The organism is Desulfurobacteriaceae bacterium, from assembly GCA_039832905.1.
Lineage (GTDB): Bacteria > Aquificota > Aquificia > Desulfurobacteriales > Desulfurobacteriaceae > Desulfurobacterium.
Window position 1 is genome coordinate 291 of record JBDOLX010000091.1, and the last position, 7,879, is coordinate 8,169.

6 protein-coding genes are annotated in these 7,879 nt (G+C 36.8%); 1 reads left to right on the plus strand and 5 read right to left on the minus strand.

Annotated elements, in window-relative coordinates:
• The 4 genes from coaBC to mutL form a co-directional block, all read right to left on the minus strand.
• Positions 1–752, minus strand: a 752-nt coding sequence (gene coaBC / locus ABGX27_06400) for a bifunctional phosphopantothenoylcysteine decarboxylase/phosphopantothenate--cysteine ligase CoaBC (GenBank protein ID MEO2069127.1), incomplete at its 3' end; no start/stop codon positions are given.
• The gene (locus ABGX27_06405; protein MEO2069128.1) at positions 739–2,064 is read right to left on the minus strand and encodes a chloride channel protein; all 1,326 of its coding nucleotides are present in this window, start codon (positions 2,062–2,064) and stop codon (positions 739–741) included. The genes coaBC and ABGX27_06405, both read right to left, overlap by 14 nt.
• 4 nt (positions 2,065–2,068) lie before the next feature.
• Entirely contained in the window at positions 2,069–2,977 is a 909-nt protein-coding gene (locus tag ABGX27_06410) for a zinc metalloprotease HtpX (GenBank protein MEO2069129.1), read from the minus strand.
• Between the two features lie 64 nt (positions 2,978–3,041).
• The gene (gene mutL, locus ABGX27_06415) at positions 3,042–4,484 is read right to left on the minus strand and encodes a DNA mismatch repair endonuclease MutL (protein ID MEO2069130.1); all 1,443 of its coding nucleotides are present in this window, start codon (positions 4,482–4,484) and stop codon (positions 3,042–3,044) included.
• Positions 4,485–4,639: 155 nt separating this feature from the next.
• On the opposite strand from mutL, the gene ABGX27_06420 reads away from it, so the two are divergent.
• Positions 4,640–6,583, plus strand: coding sequence for a DUF505 domain-containing protein (locus tag ABGX27_06420; GenBank protein ID MEO2069131.1), 1,944 nt, complete (start codon positions 4,640–4,642; stop codon positions 6,581–6,583).
• A gap of 29 nt (positions 6,584–6,612) precedes the next feature.
• On the opposite strand, the gene ABGX27_06425 is transcribed toward ABGX27_06420, so the two are convergent.
• Positions 6,613–7,791 (minus strand): RtcB family protein, encoded by a 1,179-nt coding sequence (locus ABGX27_06425; GenBank protein ID MEO2069132.1) that lies wholly within the window; start codon positions 7,789–7,791, stop codon positions 6,613–6,615.
• Positions 7,792–7,879: the final 88 nt, after the last annotated feature.

The window sequence follows — 7,879 nt, forward strand, 5'->3', positions numbered from 1 at the left end:
TTTACAGTTTCTATATCTATTCTTTTTACTTTGTAAGGAGTTCTAAGGTGAGTTTTCCCTGTTATTAAAACGACATCGGCTCCTAAACCTTTAAAGACTTTAGCAAGTGAAAAACCCATCTTTCCACTTGAAGGATTTGAAATGAACCTTACAGGGTCTATGTATTCTCTTGTAGCTCCTGCAGTGATAACAACTTTTCTACCTTCAAAAAGCTTTGGCAAGAACCAGTAAAAGACTGAATCCAGAATATCGTCAAGGTCTGCGAGTCTTCCTTTTCCTTTGTCCTTGCACGCTAGAAAACCTTCTTCCGGTTCAACTATTTCATAGCCAAGTTTTTTTAGTTTTTCTAAGTTTTCTTGGGTAGTAGGATTTTCGTACATTCTACTGTTCATTGCGGGACATACAATCCCTTTTCCAAAGCATAGGGCGAGCTCTGTAACAGGATTATCAGCAATTCCGTAGGCCATTTTTGCAATTGTGTTTGCAGTAGCTGGTGCTACCAAAAAAAGGTCTCCCCAACTTGCTAAAGAGGTGTGCTGAACAAAAGTTACCGTTTCATCAAGGTTGTCAAAATAGACAGGACTTCCAGAGAGGATTTGAAGAGTTAACTTTGGAACAAATTTTAATGCAGAGGGTGTTGTAGCTACTCTAACTTCTGCTCCCATTTTTTGAAGTTTCCTTAAAAGTTCAACCGACTTATAAGCTGCTATGCTTCCTGTAATTCCAAGAACAATTTTTTTACCTTCTATCATCTTTCTCCTTCTTTCCCATAGGTTTTAGTTTCATTTCTTGTCCCAAATAGAGGCTAAAGCCAAAGCTTGTTGTGTAGCTTGTAATTATCGCAGCTGTCATGGGAATTACAACATCTGCGTGAGTCATCTCAGTAATCATCACAATGGCAGCAAGAGGGGTTTTTGCTCCTGCAGCTAAGGCTGCTCCCATTCCAGCCAAAGTAAAAACAACAAGTTGGTCAGGGAAGAGGTATCCAAAAGCGTTCCCCACTGCTGCACCAATTAGAAGGTTAGGAAGAACCAATCCTCCCGGAACTCCAAAAGAGAGGGTTAAGCTTGTAACTAATATAACAATAACAACTACGAGAAAATCAACAAATATTGGAAAGGGAACTTGAGCAAGTTTAGAAAAGATTCCCATATGAGCTGGAGTAGATAGAAAGTCCAAGTCATTTGTAGCAATGTAAATAATTAAGAGAAAAGGAAGAGCCAATGCAGTTCCAATTAATGGTCTATATTGAGGTTCAAAATACTTTGAAGTGCAGGATGCTGTATGAAAAATGAAGGTATAAGCATACGTAATAAGACTAATTACTAACCCCATTAATACTATGTAAGGTATAGCTTCTAAACTCCACTTGGGATTTTGGAAAAGTTGAATGAAAGTGCTTTCTCCTCTGAAAAAAGAAAATGTCAGATAACTTACAATAGAAGCAATAATCATTGGAACAAAAGGACGATAGTCGAGGTTGTACATTTCCTCAAGTTCCATTGCAAATATAGCACTTCCCAAGGGTGCCTTTAGAAGGGCTCCTGTAAAAGCACCTCCTCCAATAAGTCCAAGAAGAGGTTTATATTTTTTACTAATCCCATAAACTTTTCCAAGCCATTCACCTATTGCTACTCCAATGAAAAAGGATGGACCTTCTCTACCTGCAATGAAACCTCCAGAGAGAACAAAAGTAGAGGTAATTAGTTTAAGTAGTACAGATCGTAGTGGAATATAAAATTTGGTTTTTAAGTGAAGTATAGAATAGCCAATTCCTGGACCACCAACTGCTGGATCTAAAGCAATAGCCTGTCCAACAATTACAGCAACGATAATAGGATAAAGAAAGAAAAGAGGAGGATTTGAGGATAGGAAGTTGTTTAGGTTAACAATTAGAACGTCCATTAAAGAGGCAACAGAACCTGTAGCAACTCCAACTGCAACAGCAAATGGAATCCATCTCCCGAAGAAGTGGGAGATGGAAGAAAGATCGAACCTATGAATGAGATTGGTTTTTGCACAACCCTTTAAGTATTCTTTGAAGTAGTAGAAGTTCCTTTTCAATCAATTACCATCTCCAAAAAGTTTCTCTTACCTTTCCAAAAAGTTTCTTGGCAAGCTCCAAAAGATTTCTAATTCTTGCTTCTGTTGGTGGGTGAGTGGAGAAAAGGGCAGCTATTGCGTCAGCCTTTAAAGGGTTAACTATAAAGAGGTGACTTGTTGATGGATTTACTTCAGCTTTAGCAATTTCTGGAGGAATTCTATTTGCATACTCCTCAAGCTTCTTTAAAGCGCTTGCAAGGGCTTCAGGTTTTCCGGAGATAATTCCGCCTGTTTCATCTGCTTTATACTCTCTTGACCTTGAAATAGCCATTTGAATTAGTGCTGCTGCGATTGGAGCTAAGATAACCATTAAAATTGCCCCAATAGTTTCAGCAAGACCGTTTCCTTCCTCTTCGTCTCTGCTACCTCCAAAGAGGAAGAACCACTGTGCCATGTTTGCCAAAGATGTAATTGCTCCTGCAATTGTTGCTGCTACTGCTTGAATAAGAGTATCTCTATTTTTAATGTGAGCAATTTCGTGTGCTAAAACCCCTTCAAGCTCATCTTGGTCAAGAAGTTCCACAATCTTAGGTGTAACAACTACAACTCCATTTTCTGGGTTTCTTCCTGTTGCAAAAGCGTTCGGAACGTCCATAGGAGCAACACCTATTTTTGGTTTTGGAATTCCTGCGTTCTTAGCGAGTCTTTCTACCATTTCGTGTAGAACTGGGGCTTCATCCTTTTCAAGAAGTCTTACTCCATACATAGAGAGAATAATCTTATCTGAAAAGTACCAGCTTCCAAAGTTCATAATGGCTGCCATGACAAGAGCTATAACCAGTCCTACGTTTCCACCTAGGAGTTTCCCGAACATGAGCAGGATTCCTGTAAGGAAACCTAAAAGGATAGTAGTTTTCAGCGTGTTCCAGTCCATAAAGTTCCTCCTCTTAAGAATTTTTTAAATTAAAATAAAAACAGCCCGAAAGCTTTGTCAATATTCACTTTCTCCCAAGTTTACCTAAAATCTTTGTTTTTCTTATCCGATAGTAGATGGCTCTTCCATGAGGACAAAACTCCCTATCTTTACATAAAAGATACCTGTTAAAAAGATCTTCTAAACAGTCAAAACTTAAAGGTTTAAATCCTGACTTTATTGCTCTCTTGCAAGCTAAGGAAGCTATCGACTCCAATTCTTCTCCTTTTTCCAATTTTTTTAAATCTTCTACTCTTAAGATTTCAGGAATAGCTTTTACTATAAGATTATTGCCCTCTTTTTCAAAAGAAGCTCCAAGTTTTAAAAGTTCATTTGCCAAATTTTCTTTTCTTTTTAAAACAACAGGAGGAACAAGTTTTCTAAGAGGAATTTTCTTTGAATAAAGAAGTTTTAAAATTTCTTCATAGTTTACCCTTTCATGAATTAGATGTTGGTCAAAGAAGTAGTAGTAGTCTTTGTCGTATCCGACAATCACAGTTCCATCAGTTCCAAGCAGTTTAATTGGTGAGTAATATTCAATTTTTTCATCTTCCCTAAAAACGAAAACTTTTGGAAGTGATATTTCAGATTTTAGACTTTCTTTTATTGTTTCAAAAATAGCTGTATCTTTTAAGATAACTTTATCCTTTGTAGGGCTAACGTTAACATCTACTAAGGATGGTTCCAATTCCAAAAATAGAATGTAGTTCTTTATCCTCAGCTCTTCCATTAATTTTTCAAACTCTTTTAGCTCCACAGGACGCCTATTTACAAAAATAAAAGAAACTTTTTTCCTTTCATTATCCTCCTCGTAAAATAGTTTGAAGTTTTTTCCTTCCAACTTTTTAAAACTTACAGTGTCCCCAAAAAGTTGTTTTATCCTTTCCGAAAAGGAAGAGGCAGGGAAAATCTCATCTTCAATCTTAAAAGAGATCTGAGGATTGCAGAGAGCAAAAGTTTTGGCGGTCTTTATAAGATCTTTTTTGCTTTTTTGTTTAAAGCCTTTCCTCCTTACCGGAACGTTAAAGTAAAGAGAGTTTACAGAAACACTCGTTCCTTTGGAAAAAGGAATTGGTGAAATGGATAAAACCTTTCCACCTTTTACTTCCAATTTCCCACCAATGTTTTCATACAAAAACCTTGTCTTTATAGTAAGGTGGCTAACTTGGGAAATTGCGTAAAGAGCTTCTCCTCTGAAACCGTAAGTTCCTATTCTTTCAAGATCACTTAAAGAGTTTATTTTACTTGTAGCAAACCTTTCAACGGCTAAAGGAAGATCCTGATAGGAAATGCCTACTCCATTGTCAACAACTTTAAAGTTAAAAGCATCATCAATGTTAATCCTTATTTCTGTAGCTTCAGCATCAATGGAGTTCTCTATAAGCTCTTTAAGAACGTTTGATGGAGAAGAAGCTATCTGACCTGAAGCTATTTTGGAAACTATTTCCCTTGGTAGCTTTTTTATCATGAAAGATGTCCCTAAATTAAAGCAAGAAGGTATTGTTTGGGAATTTTACATTTCCTTCAAGTAGTTAGCAATCTTTAAAAACTTTTTTAGTTGACTTAAAACAACGTTTGACATAATTTAAATAGTAGAGGATAGAAAAAGAGAAGGAGGGAGAAATGATCATCAGGAAGGAGCACGCGCTTGCCCTTTTAAGAGTTCGTGAAGGAGAAAAAGTAAACGAAAGGGTATGCCAACTAATGAACGCCCAAGAAGAGGCTCCTTTCATAGAGCTTGAAAGAATGAACCTTTTAAGGATGGAAAGACCTTTAGAGTACTCTCTAACTTACTGGGGAAGAGCGTTAGCAAACATAATCGAAGAGATGGTTTCTAAAGGTCTTATTAAGCATCCTAAAGATTGGGATGAAGAGTTTAGGTGGCTTGGTTCTGAAGTAATTATGATGATTGAAACCGCTATTCTTAATGATGATATTCCAGGACCTCTTACAGAAAAAGAGCTTGAGAAGAGAGGGTTCATAGAAGAAAGAAAAGTAGAAAAGAAGGGAACATTCAAGGTGGTAAATAAATTTGCTAAGGATGTTTATGAAATCTTTAACAACGCTCATCCAAGACTGTTAATCGATAGAGAGCTTTACCAGTACATTAAGGATATGCCAGAAGGTCCAGCAGAATCTTCTAAGCTTCCCGCAGGTGGAAGATTCCCAATACTCCTTGGAGCGATGAGACTAATTGCATTTTCTGTTCCAACTTCAGACGTATACTCTCTAACAGCTCTTGGAAAAGAAATCAAAAAGGTTTGTGAAACCATAGCTCCAAGCCTTGAAACAGTAATTTCTGAAGACATAATGGATAGTTTAGTAAGGGCTGTATACGACGGATTTGAAGCAATAACTGATGAAGAAAAAGAAACCCTCTTTGCTTTAGCTTTAATAGATGAAGAAGGAAATCCACTTCCAGCGGGTGAACACCTAATAGAAGCTTATAGAATCTGGAAAGAAAGAAGCTTTAAGCCTGTTAAGTCCATAAACGTTGAAATCCTTGATGCCGAACTCTTAAAGGCTATTCAAGAGGTATGGAAACACCACGAAAATGATCCAAACGTTCTTCCAACAGTGGACGAGCTCGTTCACTACATGTTCTACAAACCTGTTAAAGAGTACAAGCATCTTATGGAACACTACGGTAGAAGACTCTATCAAGACCTTGGATATCAGAAGAAAGAAGAAATTAAGAGGAAATTTAGTGAAGTTAAAACTGTCGAAGAGCTATTTAAGAGCTTCTATGAAAAAGGAAACAAATGGTATGAAAAGATGTACGACATCGTTCAAGAATCACTCTATACTCTGGAATCCTTTAACTTAATCCACGCAGAAGAGAAGGATGGAAAAAAGGTTCACTACCTCACAGATTACGGAAAGAAAGTTCTTGAAGATATGGAAAAGAGAGGAATTAGGGAAATTCCAGCTGTTGCAGTTAAGGCAATCACTATTACAAACAAGGAGTTTGCTTCTCCAAACGTTGAGTGGTTCAAGAAAGGAGTTGAAGCTCAGCTTATAGGTGGTGGTGAACCAACAGAAGCTGGAAAGATGTACGCGGAAATGGCATACCAAATTAGAAGGCTTCCACACATTACAAGGTTTGAACTACAAGTTCTCCACAAGATTCCAGAAAAAGGTTTCTTTGTAAAAGATGTTTACGAGCTCTTTGACGAAACTTGGAAAGAAGAAGTTGAATATGCTCTAAACAAGCTTGAAGCTCGTGGATACATTGACATTCTCCAAAACGAGGCAATAGTTCTTACAGAAGCTGGAAAACTTGTAAAACGTGCCCTTTCCGGAACTCCAGAAGGATTTGCAAACCCAATCACACCTTTAGCAGTAAGGGTTCTCGAAGCCCTTAAGAAAGTAGGAACGCTTTACGTTAAAGAGAAGAAAATTAGAGTGTTACCTAAGAACATTAAAGAAGCTATTAAAATCTCCGGTCTTGACCCTGAAACTTTTGAAAAGGAACTTATTGTTCTTAGAGCGTCCAACTTGGTTGGTAAGAATAGCGTTAACGAGGCAGGTCTTTTAATCCTTGAAGCCTTAGAGAAGTTAAATTAAAGAAACTCGGCGGGGGCTTTGCCCCCTTTCTATCCTTTTAAGTTATATATAGGTTTAATAAACCTTTCTACCTCAACTGTATTTGGTAAAAACTCCAAAATTTCATTAGGATCTTTATAAGCAAAAGGAGCTTCATCAAGAGTGTCTTTGCTAACTGTTGTAGAGAAAACCCCCGCTTTTTCAACTGCTTTCTTGAAATCACTTACAGAAAACATCTCCTTAGCTTTTCTTCTACTTAACTTCCTTCCAGCACCGTGAGGAGCAGAAAAGTTTAAGCTTCTTATTCCTTTTCCTCTTCCAATGATTAATCCAGTAGTTAAGTTAAAAGGAATAACTACTCTTTCATCTTTATGAGCAGAAATTGCTCCTTTTCTAACACACATGTCCCTATCTAGGTCAATATAGTTGTGAACACTCTTTATTAACTTGCCTTCGTCAAACTCTTGTTTAAAGAATTCTTCAACTATTAGTTTTAAGATCATTCTTCTATTAAGATCTGCATACTTTTGGGCTAACTTCATAGCTCTTAGATATTCTCTACCTCCTTTATTAAGAGGTAGGAAAGCTAAATCGTTTGGTATCTCTGGATAACGTTTTTTTGTATATTCTTTAGCTTTTCTTTGAAAATGGTTACAAACCCTTAGGCCTAAGTTTCTCGAACCTGAATGAACAGTAAGGAAAAGTTCTCCTGAATCCTTGTCGTATCCCAACTCTAAAAAGTGATTACCACTTCCAAGAGTTCCAACTTGTAGTATTGGATCTTGAAGGTTAATTTTATAAGTATTGATAAGAAGTGACTTTATCTCAGAAAGAAGTTCTTTATCCTCTTTAGAAAGAGGAAGTTTTTTTGCGTTTGATTTTGTTCTTGAAGTTAGTCCTATTGGAATTCTGCCTTTTACAAAAGCGTCAAACTTTCGTAAATCCAAACTTTCCTTTGGAACTTCTTTGTCTACTTTAATTCCAAGAGGGTAAGTATATACGCCACAACCTATATCAACACCAACAATGTTTGGAATTACAACGTCGTCAAAGTATCCTGTAAAACCTATAACACATCCTTTTCCTGCATGGCAGTCAGGCATTATCACAATTTTGTCTCTAAAGAAAGGTAAATCCTTTATTCTTTCTATCTGCGCTCTAACTTCAGGTTCAATTTCTTTAGCATAAATGTATATGGGAACTCTTCCTTCTATTACTGTTGGGTTCACTTCTTTCCTCCTCAAAGTAGACTTGAAATTTTTACAAATTTTTTACATAATTTTTGCAACCAAAATTAGGGTTGATTATTAGAGTTTT